At 60.4% G+C, this 19429-nt stretch carries 23 protein-coding genes and 1 tRNA gene; 12 read left to right on the forward strand and 12 right to left on the reverse strand.

Annotated elements, in window-relative coordinates:
- Positions 1–72 precede the first annotated feature (72 nt).
- Complete coding sequence (locus tag HU766_RS19205; protein WP_186659771.1) at positions 73–546, reverse strand: anti-virulence regulator CigR family protein; 474 nt, start codon at positions 544–546, stop codon at positions 73–75.
- A 109-nt stretch (positions 547–655) separates the two neighbouring features.
- Between HU766_RS19205 and HU766_RS19210 the strand changes: the two genes are divergently transcribed.
- On the forward strand, positions 656–1024 hold the full coding sequence (locus HU766_RS19210; RefSeq protein ID WP_186659773.1) for a hypothetical protein: 369 nt from the start codon (positions 656–658) through the stop codon (positions 1022–1024).
- A gap of 79 nt (positions 1025–1103) precedes the next feature.
- Here HU766_RS19210 and HU766_RS19215 read toward each other — a convergent pair whose 3' ends face one another.
- The 4 genes from HU766_RS19215 to HU766_RS19230 all read right to left on the reverse strand — a co-directional run bounded on the left by HU766_RS19215 (position 1104) and on the right by HU766_RS19230 (position 3919).
- On the reverse strand, positions 1104–2177 hold the full coding sequence (locus HU766_RS19215; protein ID WP_186659775.1) for an aldo/keto reductase: 1074 nt from the start codon (positions 2175–2177) through the stop codon (positions 1104–1106).
- Positions 2178–2237: 60 nt separating this feature from the next.
- Positions 2238–2465 (reverse strand): hypothetical protein, encoded by a 228-nt coding sequence (locus HU766_RS19220; RefSeq protein WP_186659777.1) that lies wholly within the window; start codon positions 2463–2465, stop codon positions 2238–2240.
- Positions 2466–2506: 41 nt separating this feature from the next.
- Positions 2507–2836 carry a hypothetical protein gene (locus HU766_RS19225; protein WP_186659779.1) on the reverse strand — a complete coding sequence of 110 codons (330 nt, stop codon included), beginning with the start codon at positions 2834–2836 and terminating at the stop codon, positions 2507–2509.
- A gap of 366 nt (positions 2837–3202) precedes the next feature.
- Positions 3203–3919: a hypothetical protein gene (locus HU766_RS19230; RefSeq protein ID WP_186659781.1), complete on the reverse strand. Its 717-nt coding sequence runs from the start codon at positions 3917–3919 to the stop codon at positions 3203–3205.
- Between the two features lie 363 nt (positions 3920–4282).
- Here HU766_RS19230 and HU766_RS19235 point away from each other — a divergent pair, with 363 nt between their 5' ends.
- Positions 4283–4525 (forward strand): hypothetical protein, encoded by a 243-nt coding sequence (locus HU766_RS19235; protein ID WP_186659783.1) that lies wholly within the window; start codon positions 4283–4285, stop codon positions 4523–4525.
- Positions 4526–4935: 410 nt separating this feature from the next.
- Positions 4936–6981: a TonB-dependent receptor gene (locus HU766_RS19240; protein ID WP_186659792.1), complete on the forward strand. Its 2046-nt coding sequence runs from the start codon at positions 4936–4938 to the stop codon at positions 6979–6981.
- Positions 6982–7053: 72 nt separating this feature from the next.
- Here HU766_RS19240 and HU766_RS19245 read toward each other — a convergent pair whose 3' ends face one another.
- Positions 7054–9219, reverse strand: a complete 2166-nt coding sequence (locus tag HU766_RS19245; RefSeq protein WP_186659794.1) for a methyl-accepting chemotaxis protein — start codon at positions 9217–9219, stop codon at positions 7054–7056.
- A gap of 458 nt (positions 9220–9677) precedes the next feature.
- On the opposite strand from HU766_RS19245, the gene HU766_RS19250 reads away from it, so the two are divergent.
- From HU766_RS19250 to HU766_RS19270, 6 genes are all read left to right on the forward strand, one after another.
- Entirely contained in the window at positions 9678–10502 is an 825-nt protein-coding gene (locus HU766_RS19250) for an AraC family transcriptional regulator (protein WP_186659796.1), read from the forward strand.
- A 72-nt stretch (positions 10503–10574) separates the two neighbouring features.
- Positions 10575–10961: a cupin domain-containing protein gene (locus tag HU766_RS19255; RefSeq protein ID WP_047581975.1), complete on the forward strand. Its 387-nt coding sequence runs from the start codon at positions 10575–10577 to the stop codon at positions 10959–10961.
- Positions 10962–11099: 138 nt separating this feature from the next.
- Complete coding sequence (locus tag HU766_RS26250) at positions 11100–11336, forward strand: hypothetical protein (protein WP_238338635.1); 237 nt, start codon at positions 11100–11102, stop codon at positions 11334–11336.
- 178 nt (positions 11337–11514) lie between these two features.
- Positions 11515–11766 carry a hypothetical protein gene (locus tag HU766_RS19260; RefSeq protein ID WP_186659798.1) on the forward strand — a complete coding sequence of 84 codons (252 nt, stop codon included), beginning with the start codon at positions 11515–11517 and terminating at the stop codon, positions 11764–11766.
- The gene (locus tag HU766_RS19265) at positions 11763–12005 is read left to right on the forward strand and encodes a hypothetical protein (RefSeq protein WP_047583051.1); all 243 of its coding nucleotides are present in this window, start codon (positions 11763–11765) and stop codon (positions 12003–12005) included. Before HU766_RS19260 ends, HU766_RS19265 begins: the two co-directional genes overlap by 4 nt.
- Positions 12002–12307, forward strand: a complete 306-nt coding sequence (locus tag HU766_RS19270; RefSeq protein WP_238338636.1) for a hypothetical protein — start codon at positions 12002–12004, stop codon at positions 12305–12307. Before HU766_RS19265 ends, HU766_RS19270 begins: the two co-directional genes overlap by 4 nt.
- An 84-nt stretch (positions 12308–12391) precedes the next feature.
- Here the strand turns inward: HU766_RS19270 and HU766_RS19275 are convergent, their stop codons facing one another.
- Positions 12392–12862 carry a lysozyme inhibitor LprI family protein gene (locus HU766_RS19275; protein WP_186659800.1) on the reverse strand — a complete coding sequence of 157 codons (471 nt, stop codon included), beginning with the start codon at positions 12860–12862 and terminating at the stop codon, positions 12392–12394.
- Positions 12863–13138: 276 nt separating this feature from the next.
- Here HU766_RS19275 and HU766_RS19280 point away from each other — a divergent pair, with 276 nt between their 5' ends.
- The 3 genes from HU766_RS19280 (at position 13139) to HU766_RS19285 (ending at position 15058) form a co-directional block, all read left to right on the forward strand.
- The gene (locus HU766_RS19280) at positions 13139–13357 is read left to right on the forward strand and encodes a hypothetical protein (protein ID WP_186659802.1); all 219 of its coding nucleotides are present in this window, start codon (positions 13139–13141) and stop codon (positions 13355–13357) included.
- 250 nt (positions 13358–13607) lie between these two features.
- Entirely contained in the window at positions 13608–14009 is a 402-nt protein-coding gene (locus HU766_RS26590) for a hypothetical protein (RefSeq protein WP_238347530.1), read from the forward strand.
- The gene (locus HU766_RS19285; RefSeq protein ID WP_346656696.1) at positions 13931–15058 is read left to right on the forward strand and encodes a tyrosine-type recombinase/integrase; all 1128 of its coding nucleotides are present in this window, start codon (positions 13931–13933) and stop codon (positions 15056–15058) included. The genes HU766_RS26590 and HU766_RS19285 overlap by 79 nt, the downstream gene beginning before the upstream one ends.
- 69 nt (positions 15059–15127) lie before the next feature.
- Here HU766_RS19285 and HU766_RS19290 read toward each other — a convergent pair.
- The 5 genes from HU766_RS19290 to pheS form a co-directional block, all read right to left on the reverse strand.
- Positions 15128–15204, reverse strand: a tRNA-Pro gene (locus HU766_RS19290).
- 98 nt (positions 15205–15302) lie between these two features.
- Positions 15303–15659 (reverse strand): MerR family transcriptional regulator, encoded by a 357-nt coding sequence (locus HU766_RS19295; RefSeq protein ID WP_186659806.1) that lies wholly within the window; start codon positions 15657–15659, stop codon positions 15303–15305.
- Complete coding sequence (ihfA, locus tag HU766_RS19300) at positions 15640–15942, reverse strand: integration host factor subunit alpha (RefSeq protein ID WP_003250679.1); 303 nt, start codon at positions 15940–15942, stop codon at positions 15640–15642. The genes HU766_RS19295 and ihfA overlap by 20 nt, the downstream gene beginning before the upstream one ends.
- Positions 15943–15946: 4 nt before the next feature.
- The gene (gene pheT, locus HU766_RS19305) at positions 15947–18328 is read right to left on the reverse strand and encodes a phenylalanine--tRNA ligase subunit beta (protein ID WP_186659808.1); all 2382 of its coding nucleotides are present in this window, start codon (positions 18326–18328) and stop codon (positions 15947–15949) included.
- Between the two features lie 33 nt (positions 18329–18361).
- On the reverse strand, positions 18362–19378 hold the full coding sequence (gene pheS, locus HU766_RS19310) for a phenylalanine--tRNA ligase subunit alpha (protein ID WP_047581971.1): 1017 nt from the start codon (positions 19376–19378) through the stop codon (positions 18362–18364).
- Between the last annotated feature and the right edge of the window lie 51 nt (positions 19379–19429).

A 19429-nucleotide genomic window follows, 5' to 3' on the forward strand; every position in this document is an offset into this window, starting at 1 on the left:
CATCTAAATTTGGCACCGCCGCGGGGATGCCAATCAAGCCAGATTCCTCTCTGGCCGCTTAACTTCGGCGGCTCAATCGAACGCCCCGTTCACAACCTCGTAAATAATCCCGGTCGCGACCGCCACGAGCAGCAAGTCCACCCCCGCCTGCACCCACTCGTAGCCCTCATAATGAGGCAGTTGCCCAAGCAACCGGCCATCCAGCTTCTTGGCGATACCAGGCGGCAGCGGCTTGCCGCGCGCCAGGTTCTTTTGAATGCCAGGCGGCAATGCAAGGCCTGGGCTCCAATAGCTGCGATAGCCACTCAAGATGCCCAGCACTTCGCCTCGGTCGATTGATGGCCCGCCGTGCCAGTCACCGCCACCCGAGCTCGACTTTTTACCGCCAGCATTGCCCTGCCCTTGGGAATGCTGGCCCTGCCCCTTACCTTGTCCGTGCCCTTTGTTATTGCCGTTACCGTTTCCCGGGTCGGCATACGAAGCGCCAGGGGCCACTAACAGCGCCACTGAGGTTACTGCGGCAATCAACACGTGCAATTTGGCCATTACGACACCCTTTTCAGTGAAGCGGTTTACTGAACTTTAGGCCATGCGGCCATTGCGTAGCTGCGGGCTAAGCTAGTTTGGACATGCCCCAGCCATCCGGAGCCCGCCGATGGACCCTTCCAAACCTGCACAGCCCTCTGTCTGCGAGCCTTCCGAACACGTCGACCATCTCAGGTTTCACCGCGCCCATGCGCACATGCAACCGGTGTTTGGCAACGACGCGTTCGCCCGCAAGGCCGATCGTGACAAGGCCTCTTCCGAGGCAGATGCCCGCCACCGCGAGGCCATTGCCATGGCCAACCAACGCCGCCAGCGCGATGCTGAGACGCACAGTAAACAATTGCAGCAGCTATTGGAGGTGAATACCCATTTGACCGAAGCCACCAAGCAGATGAGCGAGAGGATTGAAATGCTGACCTCGCAATTGCACGCGCACTTATTGAGCGCAGGGGGGCGAGTAGCCGAGCACAACGACTAACCGTCAGGGAGCCCCACGGGCGTCGTGACCTGAAAGAGGTGGCACCTCTACGCCAGGCACGGCCTCATGGCGCAAGCAATTACTGTTTCTGCTGCTTCATGGTCTGCCGATGCAACTCAATGAACGGCGCCTCGGCCGGGTCGATTCGGTCCATGCCCGCCGCAATCCGGTGCCAGTACGGATACTGCGGCGCAATCCGCGTCACCCGCTCGAGCAATTGCTGGTCTTCGGCGGTCAGCAGCAGCTCCACCGCCTGCAAGTTATCGTGCAACTGCTCGGCCGTGCGCGCCGCCGTGATCACGCTGGTGATACCGGGCCGGTCCTTGAGCCAGGCCAGGCACACCCGCGCCGGCGAGCAGCCATGGCGCTGCCCCACCTCGATGAGTGCCTCGATGATGTCGTACGCGCGCTCTTGGTCGTGCACGTAGGGCTCTGGCCAGTCATTGCCCTGGCGCGTGCCGCTCGGGGTCTTGTGCCCGCGCCGTACCTTGCCGGTCAACAACCCCTCCCCCAGCGGCCCCCACACCAGTGTGGCGATGCCCTGGTCGAGCGCCATCGGCAGCAGCTCATACTCGGCCTCGCGCGCCTCGGGGGTGTAGTAGATCTGCTGGGTAACCGGCTGCTGCCAGCCCTTGAGCTGGGCGGTGCCGAGGGTTTTCATCATCTGCCACGCGGTGTAGTTGGAGGTGCCGAAATATCGCACCTTGCCGCTTTGCACCAATTGCTCCAGCGCCGACAGCGTCTCTTCAACTGGCGTGATGCCATCCCAATTGTGAATCTGGTAGAGGTCGATATGGTCGGTGCCCAGGCGCTTGAGGCTCGCCTCGCAGGCGCGGATCAGGTGATAGCGCGAAGCCCCGCTGTCGTTGGGGTTGTCGCCCATCGGGCTGCGCGCTTTGGTGGCCAGTATGATCGACTGGCGCCGCTGCCCCAGCGCCTGGCCGACGATTTCTTCGGCCAGGCCGTGGGAGTAAAGGTCCGCTGTGTCTACCAGGTTGACCCCAACGTCGAAGGCCATGTCGAGCATACGCCTCGCCAGCGTTACATCCACGCTGCCGGTTTTTTCGAATGCGCCCCGGCCGCCGAACGGGACTGTGCCGATGACCAGTTCCGAAACCAGCAGGCCGGTATTGCCAAGTGCGCGGTATTTCATGGTGAGTACCTCCAAATGCAAACGACTTGGAAGTACCGACGGTACAGCGTGCTGAAACGTTCAATCCGATCGTTTACGAGGGGCTTGATACTCATAGGGCTGTTCAACGCTCTGCCGTTCCTCGTCCGTGGCGTCATCACGCGCTGGCCAATCTGCGCCCTCTTGCTCATTCATCAGCGGGTCGTCATCAGGGTTCGGGACTGTAGGGCTGTCCGGGTTCACGGCAGGGTCGGGCGAAGTGGGCAGGTCACGGTTGCTGCCGCCTTGCGCGGTGTGATCACTGTTCATCGCTGTACGCCTCGGAAGAAACGCTGGGTCACCCAGCGAGCTTACGGATGCTCGCTGGACACTGAATTGTTGGCGTCGACATCCCTCATCTCTTCCTCAATCGGCGACTCATCGTCCGCCGGCAATGGTACTTCGCCTTCATCAGGGCCAGCCTTTTGCGCCGCGTCATCCTGGGCGTCCTGACCCGAGCCTGGGTCGCCGGGTGGAGGGTTCCAGTCTTCCGGTCGTTTCTCGGACCATTTTTCGCCCGCGCCCTGTTTGGGTTCAGACTCAGTCTGCTCCAGCCCTGACCCATGGGCCGCGCCGACGTCAGGTGCTTTTTCTTCTGGGCCTGCATAGGGCGCATCGGGGCCGTTGTGATCAATTGCCATGATAGTTCTCCAGTTTGCGTGCCAACGCCTCAATAGAGAGAGCGTGCCCCCGCAGCGCCTATTGGCGCTTCAAACCGGGGTGCACGACTACACCGAACGCCCCGGCCTCATTCAGCGCCCGGGGGGATACCGTCCTTGTTCTTGTCCTTGAGCTTGGCCTTTTCCTCTTCCGTGGAATGCGCCGGTACCTGGCTTTGTTGCGTATCGTCTTTGCGCTCAGTCATCGTGCTGCCCTCAGGTTGATGAACGTTAGGCACCCCTGCAGTTGGACAGTTCAAGCGAATGTACGACGCTGGCCGCTCACGCCTGCGCGGTGAAGACCGGCTCGCCGTACACAGGCTTTGCATTGTCGGTCAATGCATTACTTCATGGCCGCATCAAAGGCTCGATACCGATCCACTTCTTCACGGGGTGGTAGCAGAGCTCGATGGGTGGGATCGGCAGTTTGCGGCCTTGGGCCTCTAATGCGCCCAGGTGAATGGTCCACTTGGCATCGGCGTTGAACTTGTCCGTCTGGAAAATCACATAGGCGGAGCCGTAGCGTTTGTTGTTGGTGATTTTAGGGATGTTGCGGTGCACTTCGTCGCTGTTGATGTCGTAGGGCGACGGGCGTGCTGAGGACGGGTACACGAGCGGAAAGTCGTAGGTCTTGTCGATGCCCAGGTAGACCTCTGGCCGCGCATTCAGACGCGAGCCGTCTTCGACCGTGATATAGGCCTGGCGGCTGTCGTACAGGATCGGGATCGGCGGCTCGCCACGGTTGGAGGTGGATGAGGGGCGCTGGCGGTTTTTGTTGTAGGCGATGAGCTGTACGTAGAACTCCGGCCGCGAGTATTTCTCGCCGGGGTAGTTGACGTGCAGGCCTTGCGAAAATGGCCGGTCGCTCCACTGGGCGGCGTGGTCGTAGAGGTACGTTTCCAGGTAGAGGGTGGTCTCGCCTTGCGGGCCAGGTACTTTGAACTGGAACTCGGATTGGCAGAGGTCCGCGTAGGCGGCGCGTTCGCGCTTCAAGGGGACGCACGCGGCCAGGGTGGTCATGGCCAGCAACAACAAGAGCGAGCTTGCGGATTTTAAGTTAGTCATGACCTTCCTTGGTTTGAATGCCTGTCACGGGTTAGTTTCGAAGCCCGAGCGTTGCGAGTTGTTGCGGCGAACGGCCTAAGAATCAGATTTAAACCCTATCTTGTAGTCCATTTCCCAAAGATACTCGCTGCGCCTGTTTTTCGTTGCGGTCGTTTTATCAGCATTTTAGTCTCGCCCGGTCGTTGCACATCAACGACTAGCTTTGACAGGCTGATGACGACCAAACACCCAGCTGTGCCTATGGCGGCTGTGTGTGGGGCACCTCGTGTGCGCCGGTTTGGTCTTCACCGGTCTGTCAACCCATACACAGCTGCCTCCACTTGTTTGACAGCAAGCGCTGGTCGCTCCATTGAGGACCAAATGATGCTGAAGATAGTCCCCGATCCACCCTACAATTTTCACTCCCTGGAAGACACCCTCATGATGGCCGCGGACTACGCACTCTGTGCCGAAGCCGTTGCCCAGCAGGCGATGTTGATGCAACCCAAGTCGCCCTCCTCCTTGTTGATCATGACCTCGATGCACGAGCTTGAAACCTTGCGCAGACTGCTTGAGGTGGCATTGGCGCAGGTGCAAATGCCGACTGAGCCGGGAACGCGGCACTAAGGGCATCTACGCCCGCGACCTGTCCATCGACGGCCTGATGGAAGACAAACCCCAGTTGCTTTGGGCCTCGCACTACCTCTGCGCCCTGGCCAAGGCCCTGCTCGACGATGCCGAGCTGGGCATGCTGAAAACTCAAAAGTAACCACTTGTGGGAGCGGGCTTGCCCCGCGAAGGGCCGCAAAAGCGGCCCTGCAACTCAATTACCACCACGGACTCATACAGCGCCCAGGAATACAGGTACCCGCCTGGCGATCCCCTGCCTGCAAGCCCCCTCCCCACAGTCAATTTTTGTAAATTCTAGGTAAATTATTATTCACATTTTCTTTTAAATGATTCTCGTTTGCGTTAATGTCCCGCCCCGATTGCATTCTGCCCCTGGAATCCAACCGCTCGACAAGGACAGTTACACGATGCCATACCCACCTTTTTCCCGTGCCCTGCTCACCGTCGCACTGCTCGCCGCGACTGCGGTGCAGGCCGAGGAAATTCACGAGCTTGAACCGCTCCCCGCCACAGAACTGCAAGCCTCGTTCGTCACCGCCACGGGCGGCGGCACTGATGTGCGAGACGCACCGGCTAGCGTCAGCGTTATCACCCGGGAAGAGATCGAGCGTCAGCCGGTCTACGACCTGAACACCCTGCTACGCCGCATCCCCGGCGTTACCGGGGGTTACGGCCCAGTGGGCGAGCAGTCGAAGATAAAACTGCGCGGCCTTGACGACAAATACACCTTGATCCTGGTGGACGGTAAACGCATCGGCAGCTCCGCCGACACTAACTACCGCCGTGATCTGGGTCGCCAGGACATCAACTGGATCTCGCCGAACATGATTGAGCGGATCGAGATCGTGCGCGGGCCGATGTCGTCGTTGTATGGCTCTGACGCCATGGGCGGCGTGATCAATATCATTACCCGCAAGGTATCCCGTGAGTGGAGCGGCTCGCTCAACGTCAATACCACGATCCCAGAAGACTCCGACCGCGGTCAGACCAACCAGACCAGCGTTAACCTCTCTGGCCCTGTCACCGACTCCCTGGGGCTGCGCCTGGGCGCCAACCTTACTCGGCGCGCTGCCGACGAAGCCGAGCCGCGCCTCGATGCACTAGGTGACTTCGTTTACAACGACGGCGCCGGCGGTTCCAAAGACCACAGCGTCAATGCCTTGCTTAACTGGCAGATCAACGACAACCATGAGTTGTCCTTCGAGGCTATCCAAGGCGTGGAGCGTTCGTGGTCGTCGAAGAAAACCTTCGGCGACTGGGGTGATACGGTCGGTGAGGGCTTTGGTGCCGGGCGCCTGACCCGTGATAGCTTCGTGGTCTCTCACCACGGCGACTGGGGCTTTGGTACCTCGCGTATCGACGCTTACCTGAACAAGTTCGACAACGAACTCAGCGAGGGCAAGGCCAACTCCGAAGAAAAAATCGTCGAGGGTAGCCTTAACATCCCGTTTGAACTGCTGGTAAACCAGCGCCTCACCGTTGGCGGCCAATGGAAACGCGAGCAACTGACCAACACCGACACGCTGGGCACCGTACCGGTTGATTACCAAGGGGCAGCGGTGGGCGGCGCGGACCTTGAAGGCGACTATTCCGCGCTGTTTATCGAGGACGAACTGTTTCTGCTCGACAACCTATCGCTGACGTTGGGCAACCGCTTCGACCACAGCGACGAGTACGGCAACCACAACAGCCCACGTGCTTACGTGGTGTATCACCCTCACCCTGACTGGACCGTACGTGGTGGCGTGTCACGCGGCTTCCGTGCCCCCAGCCTGAAAGAAGGCAGTGCTGGCGCGGCGACCAACTCTGGCGGTCGCGGTTGTACATCATTGCGCCCGCTGGGTTATGTGACCGGCAGTTGCTGGATGGCAGGCAACCCGAACCTGCGTCCGGAAATCAGCACCAACAAAGAGATTGGCGTCTCCTTCGACCACGACGGTTGGGAAGCCAGCCTCACTTACTTCCACACCGACTTCAAAGACAAAATCGAGTATGCGCCGCTGGGGTACTTCCAGGGCCGCTGGTGGACCATGCTGGAAAATGCTGACAAAGCCCGCACCCGCGGCTGGGAAGGCAGCACCAAAGTGCCGTTGTGGGAAAACGCCAGCTGGCGCACCAATGCCACCTACATGCTCGAAAGCCGCAACCTGTCGACCGGTGAAGACCTGATCAGCTCGCCGAAGCTGTCGTTGTACAGCGCCATCGACTGGCAGATCACCGAACGGTTCGGTACCGAATTGTCAGCTCAGCACGTGGGTAAGCAACGCGGCCTGGGTACCGACTTCGTCAAGCCGTACACCACGTACGATCTGACCGCCAACTGGGCAGCCACCCACTGGCTCACCCTGAATGTCGGCGTGCAGAACCTGCTGGATGAAGACCCGCGTGATGACTCGACCAGCTATTACGTGCCTGGCCGGGCGTACTTTGCAGGGATAACTACTTACTTCTAATTGGCAGCGGACAACCCGGAATTCGCGCTTTTACGCGAATTCTGGGTTACTTGTGTGAGGCGCCGTCGGCACTCAAGCAGCAGCGACCCGTTCGCCATCACCGCTGACCTCGAATTGCCCCACCAGCTTCTGCAGCTTGCCGGCATCCACCTTTACCTTCTGCGCGCTGTTTTGCAGCACCACTGCGGTCTGGCGCATCTCGCTGGAGGAGTGGTTAACCTGTTCGATGGTCTTGCCGTACTCGATGCTGCGGCGGTTGAGCTGCTGGATGATGGCGAACATGCCCTCCACCGCCTGGTGAAGTTGCACGTTCTCCGACGACGCATCCTCGGCCAGGCGCAAACTATCATCGACATTCTGCACGCCCTCCTCCATAAAACTCACCGCTTGCTGCGTTTCGTTCTGCAGGCCTTCGACCATGTGCCGGATATCGTCGGCCGCCCGTGCGGTGCGGGCCGCCAGACTGCGCACTTCATCGGCCACCACCGCGAACCCACGGCCATGCTCGCCCGCCCGTGCCGCCTCAATGGCGGCATTTAACGCCAGTAGGTTGGTCTGGTTGGTAATGTCGCTGATCAGCCCGGTGATATTGCCAATCTGCGCCATGCGGCTGTCGAGCAGTTGCACACTAGAGGCCGAGCGGGCCACCACATCGCGAATCGATTGGGTGCCCGCCTGCACAGCCAGGTACTGCTCGCGGGCGCGGCTGACCACCTCGTCCATGGCCTGCTTCATGTGTTCGGCGCTGACCGAAGCCTGCTGCAGCTCACCGAGCTGTTCCTCCATGATGATCATCATCTGGTGCACCGCATCGGCCACCTCGACAGAGCTCACGCTCGCTTCCTGGCTGCGCCCGAGCATCATCTGGTTGGTGCTGCCAACCGTGCGGCTGGCCTTGACCACCTGCCCCACCACGGCGTCCAGGCGGTCGATGAAACTGTTGATCCAGCGCGCCATGTCGCCACTCTCGTCATTGGCCAGGGCGCCAGTGTCCAGGCGCTGGCGCAGGTTGCCCTCACCCTCGGCGATGGTACGCAGCACACCGCTCATGCCGTTCAACCTGGCCGCCAGGCGCCTGGGCCCGAGCACGCCGAACAGCAGCGTAGCACCGACCATGCTGAGGGCCTGGATGGCGTCGTTCACCCCCTGTGGCAATCCGGCGTAATGCTGCACCAGGTAATTACAGCCGAACAACCCAACCATGGTCGCCACGTAGGGTTTCATCAACCGGTAGCTCAGCGAACGGCGGCGATAGACCTCCTCCAAGTCGGCCTCGCACATCATACCCCAACGGTCGGGCGACCCTGGTAACTGGAAGGTCACGCCCTTGCCGATCACCGGCACATGGCGGTAGTCCGAATAACCCGGGTAAGTCACGAACAGGTTGGTACCACGCCGGATGGTTTCCCGCACGCCGGGGTGCAGTTCACGCGTCGCGGGGTCGGTGAAGCGCAGCTCCAGCTCGGTATGGCGCTGCACCTGCACCGTGCTCCAGGGCGTACGCACGCCGCTCTTGAGGTTTTCGCCATGGGTAAACGTCCCGTCCTCAAAGCGCGAACGGGACAAGGCGGTGCCTGGTTGCACGGTCGGGTCGAAACGCGATTGCACCATAAACAGATAGTTGTCGCCCGACTCGGCATAAATATGCCCGGCCTCGCGCTGAATCAGGTCGCCCAGCACATCATTGGGGACCCGGCCACACAGGCAGCCCAGGACGTTGCCCGCGTGCCTGATCGGCTGGTAGAACATCAGCGTCACCTCATCGTGAAAACGCGACGAAGATGGGCCGATCTGCAAGGTCATCGGGTCGCTGTAGGGCCCGTGAAGAAATGGCGCTTTCAGGCCTTGGGCCAACGCCGCGAGCTGCTCGCACTGCGTACTGCCACGCTTTGGCCAGGTGGATACCCTGACGTTGCCCGTGCAGTCAATCACACTCAGTTCCGAAAAATCTTCGGCCTGTGCCAGCTTGTCGAGTAATGCCGAGGGCTGAATATGAGCGAAGTCTGCTGCCAGGCATTCCGCCAACTCTGCCAGGTGATCCCATTGTTCGCGCGCCCAGTTGTGCAGCAATTGCACCCGCGTCTGGGCAATGGCTTCGAACGTCTGCTCGATTTCTACATAGTTCGAACGATTGAGGCGGCACGCCCACCTCATGCTGAACTTTCCGGCTTTGCCGAACCAGGGCAGCCAACCCCGCTCGCTCGATGACAACTGCATGGAACTACTTGAAAGCGACATTAAGTTCACCATAAGCGACACAGATATCAAAATGCCAGCAAATTCCACGCCAACTGTAATCCAAGCGGAATGCCGGGTAGTGGCTACCACTAGACGCTCACTACTGGTGCATGAAGGCTGTTATTCCCGGCCACTTCGCACCCTGAAGGGGCGCGGAGAGAATGAAGCGATCGTACGCGGGCAGCCAGGCTGGACCAGTGGGATGTTGACCCAAGGAGATGTTCGGCTGGCTGAAAGAAAGCCACCGAAATGTCACACACTTCGACAAGCTTGCATAAAACTACACCGCCATGGTCTCGTTGGCGTGTTCCATGCGCTGTCTGCGACACCTTGTTTCAGACAGCGCATGGGACCGCCGATCTGCTTTAGAGGTTCAGGGCCTCTGGCTGAGCGGCCTTACAGAAAGCGACCGTTTTCATGTGACCATCACGCGAGGTAACTCGCAGGAAAGCCCCTTCATGGTACGAAAAGCAAGCCCCGCTGCCACCTCGGACTGGGTCATACGTAGCGCTCAACCCGGCAGCGTGGAGCGGATCGAAGCATGGTTCGGCAGCCATGGCTACGACCCGCATCGTCACGATACCTACTCGATCGGCCGCACCCTCGCCGGCGTGCAGAGCTTTCACTACAAGGGGGCGCTGTGCCACGGCGTACCGGGTAATACGCTCGTCCTCCACCCTGACGAAGTCCATGATGGTATGGCCGGTACGGATGCGGGCTTTCGCTACCGGATGGCCTACATCGACCCGGCGCTGATTCAAAACGTGCTCAGCGGTGAGCCATTGCCCTTCATTGCCGGCGGGCTGACCCGCGACCCGCGCCTGTACCGCGCCAGTGAAGCCTTCGTGCAGGCACTGGATCACCCATTGGAAACGCTGGAGGAGCAGGACGCCGTCTATGACCTGGCCATGGCGCTGCGTGCGGTCGGCGGCAAGCCCCGCGGCCGCAAACGCCTGGACTACCGCTCGGCCGAGCGCGCCCGGGCATTCATCATGGAACACCTTCAACAGGGCATCACCCTGGAGATGCTCGAACAGGCCAGCGGCCGCGAGCAATGGAGCTTGTCACGCGACTTCCGCGCCCTTTACGGCACCAGCCCCTACCGCTTTGTCACGCTGCGGCGCCTGGACATTGCTCGGCGGCTGATGCTGGATGGCTTCACGCTGGTCGATGCAGCACTGGCTGCGGGCTTTCACGATCAGAGCCACATGACACGGCACTTCACCCGCAGCTATGGCGTGTCGCCATTGAGCTGGCTGGAACGCTTGCGGCCTTCCCGCTGACTTGCAGGATCGTACAAGAGCGGCGTGCGTTGGGTTGGGTAGGCTGATCACCTCAACTACAGAGGATCCGTCATGTCCGACGCCAACACGCAACGCGCATCATGCCCTGTGAACCTGACCCAGAAGGCTTCACTGATTGAACAGCAGTGGAGCCCCAGGGTGGTCGCGGAAATGAACGACTACCAGTTCAAGGTTGTGCGAATCGAAGGTGAATTCATCTGGCATTCGCACCCGGAGACCGATGAAGCGTTTCTTGTGCTTGAAGGCACCTTGCGCATCGATCTGCCAGAGGGCTGCGTGTATGTGAACCCCGGCGAATTGTATGTCGTGCCACGTGGGGTGGAACACAGGACAGCGGCGCAGGGGGAAGCGAAACTGATGATGATCGAGCCACGCGGCGTGGTGAATACCGGCCATGAAGGGGGTGAGCGGACGGCTTTGAACGACGTCTGGATCTGAGTTGATCGTCTCAATAGACGATACCGGGATGCGCGTAGACCCGCGAGCACACTATGCATATATGGAACTAAGATCCTCAATGCTGTAGAACTTCGTGAATCCGGCGCTTTAATAGCTATCGCTTCAGAGGACCGCTATATGGGCATCCGCAGCTTAGCGAAAAACCTGCCTCCAGACCCCGCCAAAGAGGGCTGGGTGCTTGGGTGGGGGGTCCTGCGGGATAGACATCCATGGCATTTTGTCGACGTCTATGCAGACCAGAAGACAGCCAAGGCGGAGGCGGAGCGCCTTGGTGATGAGTACGTCGTTGAGTACGGGTCGCACCGCCTTGGCTCGAAGGAATTCATATGCGGTACCACCCTGCCTGAAGGCTAACGGCAGCCCATCTGTCCGCCTGGCCAAGCATCCAGCGTGGATGGAGCGCCCGCAAAGGTGCCGCTGTAGAAATGGCCTGGGTCAAAGAAGCCAAGTTCATCAAGGTCACAGGCGTGCAGAAGCGTGTCATCAAGACCTACACGTTCGAGGAAATCCCCGAGGCTGCTGAGGTGGCGCCATGACCCGCCTTCCCCTCTGCCTCCTGCTGCTGACCACCGGCGCCAGCGCAACCGAGAACGTCATCGACGTGCAGCACGACAGCAAGCGCGGCGTCACCTGCTACACCCTCAACGGCGTCGGGATCAGTTGCATCCCCGACAGCCAGCTCCGGGCCGGCAACGAGCGCCAGCTCTCCCCGCACGAAACCCAACCCGAACCTACACCCGCTCTGGCGCCTGGGCGCTGGATTGATGAGAGGTATCAGCTGTGAGCGCAGTAACTGATCAAGATGTTGAATTTGCGCAGGCTGTGGTCGCCCTGGCGCGCCAGCACGGCATGACCGGTATTTCCATGGAGTTTCGGCAGAACTTCGACCTGGCCCAGGTGACCGGCTGCTACTGCGGCAAGCGAATCACCTGGTCGGAAGGTCGCCACGGTGACTCCAGCGATATCAAGTTCCGCACCGAAGCTGAAGCCTCATTCCCAGAGCTTCCCGAGGTGCAGCCATGACCGACCTGATCGAAGCAAAGACGTCCACCTACTTCCTGCAGACCGCCATCGACGTACAGGCCGAGCGCGGCAAGCAGTACGACGCACCGGACGGCACTCGCAGCATGGTGAAGACGGTCCAAGCCTTCAACGCCAAAACCGGCCGCGATCTCACCGAAGCAGAAGGCTGGCTGCTGATGCAGATCGTCAAGGACGTGCGCCAGTGGCAGAACCCCGACAAATACCACGAGGACAGCGCGTTGGATGGCGTGGCGTACGCCTCACTGAAGGCTGAGGCCCTGGCCGCTGGAAACAAGCCATGAAAACTTTCGGAGAAATCATCGAGGCGGCGAAATCGGGCGACCGGCCTGACTACGACGACCTGCGCCTATCAATCACCATCAAAATCACCATTGGTCCAGGTCGTGGAGACGTTGTATCTGGTGCTTGTACTCGCACACTATCTGATAGGTAGCGCTCGCGGTCCCAGTGATGAGAGCACCTACCACACCGCAATCTGCCTCTACGAACTGCTCCCACGCTGCCTGCGCCGGGGGCATCATGGCCGGTACATTTTTCGGGAGCCTCCCTTTGTCGACGTGCTCCTGTGCGCTGGCAAGAGCCTTCTGGTACTTCTCTTTCACCGCATCCTTAGCCGCCTCCCACATTGCATATGCGCAAAGACCTGAATCATGGGTGGTTTTGGTCTCCGGCTTCCTCAAGCACTGCTGCCAATCGGCCTCCAGCTTCGCCGCGTACTGACGCACCGCTGCATCCCGTGCTGCATTCTCTGCTTCCTCCCCGTGCAGCTCGGCGTGGGCTGCGCCCACTACTACCAGCACCGCGCCTGCGATACCGGCCTTGATAGCGGTCTTCATTGTTCTCATTTCCCTGAGTGATAGCCCGTCCGGCGTGGTGCCGTTCCAGGCGGGTTTGGCTCGGCCAAAAGCCGGGCTGAGGTGATCCCTAACGCATTATATGCGTTGCCATCACCATCGAGCTGGGGCACCGCAATATTTCAACCGCAATCAAGGCCCTGATCAGAGAGCGCGATCAGCTTCGGCAAGATCGAGACGCCCTGCTGGATGCCGGAGGACATCTTCTATGACCCTACCCCTGATGTACATGGCCTACCTGATCTACAGGGGTCCGCGATGACCTGCATCCGCATCAAGCACGGTTTTGTCTGCCACTCGCCGTTCTACCGCCTGCCTCTGGCCGACGGCACCAGGGTGTTCATGAGCTGGCACAACTACCTCGGGCCCACCTTCTTTCGCGACCGCAATGAGCAGCGCGAGATCGAAGACTGGTACGAAAACCCGCTCATCTGTGACGCCCTCGACAGGTTCTGCAAGCGCGGAAACCGCGCCTAACCCCTCCCTATACAACGCAAGCCCGCCGACATGCGCGGGCGAGGATTCTCTATGTTCGATATCACCGTGAAGTGCTGCCGGTGCCGCAACAAGCATAAAGAGAGCGAGCGCGTTCCAGCCCCATGCAAGTGGGCAGAAGGCCTCAGCACCATGGTTTGCCCGCGTTGCCGGGCAACCGAGTACTACCGCGTCGAGCCTGCACCGGCAGCCTGACCACCAACCTGCCGCCACCGGCGGCGTGGAGATCTACATGGCGAATGCCACAGCAGCAAAGCCTTCAAGCATTCAGCCGCGGTTCATCCGGTTTGGCGATGCGCCTGGGTATCTCGGCATGTGTCGGGATGAGTTCAACAAGACGGTCAGGCCGAACGTGCGTGAATTCCCTATCGGAAAACAGGGCGTAGCCTTCGACCGCCAGGAGCTCGACGAGTGGGCTGACGCCTACATCGAAGCCAGGGCAATTGAAAAAGCCACCGGACAGGACAACAATCGGCCCCGCAGCGAGCGCCGAGGAGATGATACATGGCGCGAAAAACGATCACCGGCCTCTACGAGAAGGGCGGTGTCTGGCAAATCGACAAAGTCTACAAAGGGGAGCGAATTCGAGAAAGTACTGGAACTGGTGACCGGGAAGAGGCAGAGCAGTACCTGATCCATAAGCTGGAAAAACTGCGACAGCAGAAGGTGTACGGCGTACGGCAGATACGGACATTCGAGGAAGCGGCAATGCGCTACCTCCTTGAGATCAAGGATCAGCCCTCCATTCACCTGACTGCCTTGTGCATGAAGCAGCTTCACCCTTACCTGGGCCACCTGCCGCTGACGCACATCGATGACCAGGCGCTGGAGCCGTTTATCAGGGATCGGCAGACAGAAAAGGTTCTGCCGGATGGGGCCATTGAAAAGGCCGTGAGCAACCGGACGATCAACATCGCCATCGAGCGCGCGGTCCGGGTTTTGACGCTCTGCGCCAGGAAGTGGCGAGACGATGACCGCCGGCCATGGCTGGACAGTGTGCCCATGCTGAGGAAGCTCGAAGAGAAGAAGTCGAGCCGTAAGCCCTACCCAATGTCATGGGAAGAGCAGTCGATCCTCTTCAACGAGTTACCGGGCCACCTGCAAACGATGGCCCTGTTCAAGGTAAACACGGGCTGCCGGGAGCAAGAAGTGTGCAAGCTGAGGTGGGATTGGGAGATATCGGTGCCGGAACTGGGAACCAGTGTTTTCCTGATCCCTGCTGACTTCGGCGGGATACACGCCCGGTCGGGCGTAAAAAATGGCGACGAGCGTCTGGTGGTGCTGAACAACGTGGCCAAGTCGATTATTGAAAGGCAGCGCGGGATCAGCAAGGAATGGGTATTCCCATACAACGGCACCGCGATGCACCGGATGAACGACTCGGCATGGAAGAAGGCGCGGGTGAGAGCGGCGAAACTCTGGCAGGAGGAAAACCTTCGCCCCGGTCACCCTGGATATGCCTCGATCAGGATTCACGACTTGAAGCACACCTTCGGTCGACGACTGCGGGCAGCAGGCGTTACTGAAGAGGATCGGAAGTCACTGCTCGGGCACAAGAACGGCAGCATCACCAGCCACTACTCCGGCGCTGAGCTGGGAAAGCTGATTGAGGCTGCGAACATGGTATCAACAACGGACTCGCGTGGGCCGGTGCTGACAATACTGAAGAGGAAAATCGGATGATGTCCCGAAAAAGTCCCCACACGCAGAAATGAAAAAGCCACCCGTAGGTGGCTAAGTCATTGGGATTATTGGTCGGGACGGAGTGATTCGAACACTCGACCCCTTGCACCCCATGCAAGTGCGCTACCGGGCTGCGCTACGCCCCGACTCTATTCTCGATACTGCTGAGAACGATGAAGAATCTACCCTAACCTTTTGATAAATGAAAGCTTTTTCTCAAAAAATTTCCATTCGTCGGAGCAGATCACTTCTTCAACACCACCAACACATCCTCCAACTCAACAATCATCTGCCGAATCAGCTGCTTGTACTGGCTTGACTCATCCTTCAACTCATCACTGGAGAGCCTTAACCGCGCCCCGCCAATGGTGAACCCCTGATCATAAAGCAGCGCCCGAATCTGGCGGATCATCAGCACATCCTGGCGCTGGTAATACCGCCGATTCCCCCGCCGCTTCACAGGGTTCAGCTGAGGGAACTCCTGCTCCCAATACCGCAGCACGTGCGGTTTTACCGCACAAAGCTCGCTCACTTCACCAATGGTGAAGTAGCGCTTGCCCGGTATGGGGGGCAGTTCGTCGTTATGGCTTGGTTCCAGCATAGGCCTCAACCCGGGCCTTCAACTTCTGCCCTGGACGAAAGGTGACGACGCGGCGAGCGGTGATCGGGATCTCTTCCCCAGTCTTGGGGTTGCGGCCCGGCCGCTGGCGTTTGTCGCGAAGGTCAAAGTTGCCGAAACCGGACAGCTTGACCTGCTCGTTCTCTTCAAGTGCGTGCCGAATTTCTTCGAAAAACAGCTCGACCAACTCCTTGGCCTCACGCTTGTTAAGCCCCAGCTCCTCGTACAGCCTTTCGGCCATCTCAGCTTTCGTCAGAGCACCCATGCCGTTATTTCCTTAACGTGGTGTTCAACCTTTGTTCAAGCGAGGTGAGGATGTTTTGCAGGGTAGTGTTCACCTCATCGTCGTTAAGAGTGCGCGATGGATGCTGCCAGGTCAAGCCGACGGCCAGGCTTTTTCTATCAGGATCAATGCCTTTACCTTGGTAGACATCAAACAGCCTGAGGTCTGTGAGCCATTCGCCTGCATTGTCACGAATTAATTCAAGCACCGCGCTAGAAGCTACATCACGTCCTGCGATCAAGGCCAGGTCACGACGGGTTTCTGGGAACTTGGACAGTTCGCTGAACTTTGGCAGGCGGCCTTCGACCACTTCGCCCAACACCAGCTCGAACAGGAACACTGGGCGGTCCAGGTCCAGGGCTTTGGCAAGCTCCGGGTGGATGGCGCCGAGGTAACCGACTGGCTTGCCGTCGCGCTCGATGAGGGCGGTCTGGCCTGGGTGCAGGGCGGGGTGTTTGCCGGCGCTGAAGGTGAAGTCGCTCAGGGCGCCGGAATAGCCCAGCAGGGCTTCGACGTCGGCTTTGACGTCGAAGAAGTCGATGCCGTCGCGGCCGTTCGCCCAGCCTTCTGGCAGGCGGCTGCCGGTGACGACGCCGGCGATCATCGGCTGCTGCTCGAGGTTACCGAGCTGGCCGACGAAGCGCAGGCCGCTTTCGAACAGGCGGACGCGGTCTTGCTGGCGGTTGAGGTTGTGCTGCAGCGCCTTGACCAGGCCCGGCCACAGGGACGCGCGCATGGCGGCCATGTCGTTGGAGATCGGGTTGGCCAGCAGCAGTGGCTCGACGCCAGGGCTGAACAGCTCGAACAGTTTCGGGTCGATGAAGCTGTAGGTGATGGCTTCCTGGTAGCCACGGGCAACCAGCAGGCGGCGCAGGTTCGGCAGGTCACCGCGGGTTTCCGGCTTGCCCTGGGGCGCGAGGCGCGCTTGTGGGTAGCGGACCGGGAGGTTGTTGTAGCCGTACAGGCGGGCCAGCTCTTCGATCAGGTCGACTTCCAGGCTGATGTCGAAGCGGTGGCTTGGGACGTTGACGGTCCACTGCCCTTCCCCATTGGCCGTGGTGGTCAGCTCCAGGGCGTTGAGCAGTTGCTCGACCTGGGCTGGGTCCATCTGCATGCCGAGCATCTGGGTGATGCGTTCGGCGCGCAGGGTCACCGGGGCGACCTGCGGCAGGTGCTGCTCGCTGACGGCCTCGACGATCGGGCCGGCTTCGCCGCCGACCGTTTCCAGGATCAGCGCGGTGGCGCGTTCCATGGCTTCGCGGGCCAGCTGCGAGTCGACGCCGCGCTCGTAGCGGTGCGAGGCGTCGGTGTGCAGGCCGTAGGAACGGGCCTTGCCGGCAACGGAGATCGGCTCGAAGAAGGCGCTTTCGAGGAACAGGTCGCGGGTTTTCTCGGTATTGACGCCGCTGTGCTCGCCACCCATCACGCCGGCAATGGCCAGGGCGCGAGTGTGGTCGGCGATAACCAGGGTGTCGGCGCGCAGGGCAACTTCCTGGCCGTCGAGCAGGACGAGCTTCTCGCCCTCTTCGGCCATGCGCACGCGGATGCCGCCGTTGATTTCGGCAAGGTCGAAGGCGTGCATCGGCTGACCGAGTTCGAGCATCACGTAGTTGGTGATGTCGACGGCGGCATCGATGCTGCGCACGTCACTGCGGCGCAGGCGTTCGACCATCCACAGCGGGGTCGGCCTGGACAGGTCGACGTTGCGGATGACGCGGCCCAGGTAGCGTGGGCAGGCAGCCGGGGCGGACACTTCGACCGGGCGCACTTCATCGTGGGCAGCCGGCACGGCTGGCACTACCGGGCGGGTGACCGGGACGTTGTACAGCGCGCTGACGTCGCGGGCCAGGCCGGCCAGGGACAGGCAGTCACCGCGGTTTGGGGTCAGGCCGATTTCGATGCTGGCATCGTCCAGGCTCAGGTACTGGCGTATGTCCTGGCCAACCGGGGCATCGGCAGCCAGTTCGAGCAGGCCGTCGTTTTCTTCGCTGATCTGCAGCTCAGCCGCCGAGCACAGCATGCCGAACGACTCGACGCCGCGCAGCTTGGCCTTCTTGATCTTGAAGTCGCCTGGCAGTTCGGCGCCGATCATGGCAAACGGGATCTTGATGCCCGGGCGCGCATTGGGGGCGCCGCACACCACCTGGAAGGTTTCCTGGCCGTTGCTGACCTGGCAGACGCGCAGTTTGTCGGCGTCCGGGTGTTGTTCGGTGGCGAGGATTTCGCCCACGACGATGCCGCTGAACTGGCCGGCAGCGGGGGTCACGCTGTCGACTTCAAGGCCGGCCATGGACAGGCGGGCGACCAGTTCGTCACGGGAGACTTGCGGGTTTACCCAACCGCGCAGCCACTGTTCACTGAATTTCATGCTGTTCTCCTGAAAGTTGCGTCGGGCATTGACCTAGCGGAATTGCGCGAGGAAGCGCAGGTCGTTGTCGAAGAACAGACGCAAATCGTTGACGCCATAGCGCAGCATGGCCAGGCGCTCGGCGCCCATGCCGAAGGCGAAGCCCTGGAACTCTTCAGGGTCGATGCCGGACATGCGCAGCACGTTCGGGTGGACCATGCCGCAGCCCATGACTTCGAGCCAGCCGGTCTGCTTGCACACGCGGCAGCCGTTGCCGGAACACATCACGCACTGGATATCGACTTCGGCGGACGGCTCGGTGAAGGGGAAGAACGACGGGCGGAAGCGCACGGCCAGTTCTTTTTCGAAGAACACGCGCAGGAATTCTTCGATGGTGCCCTTGAGGTCGGCAAAGTTGATATCGCGATCGATCAGCAGGCCTTCGACCTGGTGGAACATCGGCGAGTGGGTGATATCCGAGTCGCAGCGGTAGACGCGGCCCGGGCAGACAATGCGGATGGGCGGCTGGGTGGACTCCATGGTCCGCACTTGCACCGGCGAGGTGTGGGTGCGCAGCAGCATGTTGGCATTGAAATAGAAGGTGTCGTGCATCGCCCGGGCCGGGTGATGGCCGGGGATATTGAGCGCTTCGAAGTTGTGGTAGTCGTCTTCGACCTCTGGGCCTTCGGCGATGCCGTAGCCGATGTGGGTGAAGAACTGCTCGATGCGCTCGAGTGTACGGGTAATCGGGTGCAAGCCACCGGTGGTCTGGCCACGGCCTGGCAGGGTGACGTCAATGCATTCGGCAGCCAGGCGAGCGCTGAGCTCGGCTTCTTCAAAGGCGGCCTTGCGTGCGTTGAGCACCACGGTGACGCGTTCCTTGGCGTCGTTGATCAGCGCACCGACTTTCGGCCGCTCTTCGGCTGGCAGGTTGCCCAGGGTCTTCATCACCTGGGTCAGCTCGCCTTTCTTGCCGAGATATTGAACCCGGATCTGTTCCAGGGCATTGATGTCTTCAGCGCGCTCTACGGCCTCAAGGGCTTGGGAGACCAGCGCATCCAGGTTTTCCATGTACAGACTCCAGATACGAAAATAGGGGAAGAGCTTTGAAGGCTCTTCCCC

It is taken from the genome of Pseudomonas sp. SWRI77 (genome assembly GCF_014269105.1).
Lineage (GTDB): Bacteria > Pseudomonadota > Gammaproteobacteria > Pseudomonadales > Pseudomonadaceae > Aquipseudomonas > Aquipseudomonas capeferrum.